This window comes from Mesorhizobium sp. M1A.F.Ca.IN.020.04.1.1, assembly GCF_003997315.1.
In the GTDB taxonomy this organism is placed as follows: domain Bacteria; phylum Pseudomonadota; class Alphaproteobacteria; order Rhizobiales; family Rhizobiaceae; genus Mesorhizobium.
Window position 1 is genome coordinate 1 of sequence record NZ_RZSN01000391.1, and the last position, 1,020, is coordinate 1,020.

Consider the following 1,020-nt stretch of genomic DNA (forward strand, 5'->3'; position numbering starts at 1 on the left):
TATCAGGACAATCCGCCGCCGGGCGGAACTGGTCGCGGCCATGGCGGAACGGCTGCAAGCGGTCGACGCGCTTGCTCTGCCGACCGTGCCGATGGTCGCGCCGTCGATCGCGGCGATGGCCGGCGACGAAGCGCTACGCGACAGGACGGAAGGCTTGCTCCTGCGCAACACGCAGGTCGCCAACCAGTTCGATCTCTGTGCGATCTCGCTGCCGATGCCGGGCACCAAGCTGCCGGCCGGGCTGATGCTGGTGGCGAGGCATGGGCACGACCGACGTCTGCTCGGATTTGCTGCCGCGGTGGAGGCATTGCTGAGCGGTTGAGGTGGTGGCTGCGGCGCAATCAGTCGGCCGGAAAGCGCCGGCGGTAACGCTCGATCACTTCCGGGTTCCGCAGGTTGACCGGCAGCTTGTCGGCAAGCACCAGCAAGGCCTCGTTCGCAGCGCCGACGCCCATGCGCATCATCGATTCCTCGGTGATGCCGGCCATATGCGGAGTGATGATGACGTTGTCGAAGCTGAAATAGGGATGGCTCGGCGGCAGCGGCTGGGTCGCAAAGACGTCGAGCGCCGCACCGCCGATACGGCCTTTTCGCAGCGCTTCAATCAGCGCCTCGTCATCGACCACCGGCCCGCGCGAGACATTGATCAACAGCGCATTGGGCTTCATGCGGGCGATGCGCTCGCGGCTGATCAGGCCGCGCGTCTCCTCGGTCAGCGGGCAGCAGAGCACGATGATCTCGCTCTGCTCGACCAGCGCGTCTATCGACAGGAAACCGACGCGCTCGGGCGCCGGGCGCAGGCTGCGCGTCGTCGCCACGACCTTGAGGTCGAAGCCGTGCGCGGCGATGTGGCCGACGGCCTGGCCGACGGCGCCGAGGCCGACAATGCCGATCGTCTTGCCGGCGAGCTCGCTGGTCGAATTGGCGTGCTCGCGCCCGGCGAGCCAGCCCTTGGCGCGCAGGTCGCGATCCATGATGCGGAAGCGCCTGAGCAGCGCCAGCGCCGTGAACACCACATGT

2 protein-coding genes are annotated in these 1,020 nt (G+C 67.5%); one reads left to right on the top strand and one right to left on the bottom strand.

Annotated elements, in window-relative coordinates:
- Nucleotides 1-322 (top strand): amidase family protein (locus EOA49_RS32110; protein WP_245460863.1); only part of this gene is annotated, 322 nt, incomplete at its 5' end.
- A 19-nt stretch (nt 323-341) separates the two neighbouring features.
- Here EOA49_RS32110 and EOA49_RS32115 read toward each other — a convergent pair.
- The coding region (locus tag EOA49_RS32115) for an NAD(P)-dependent oxidoreductase (protein WP_127243608.1) at nt 342-1,020 on the bottom strand (679 nt) is incomplete at its 5' end.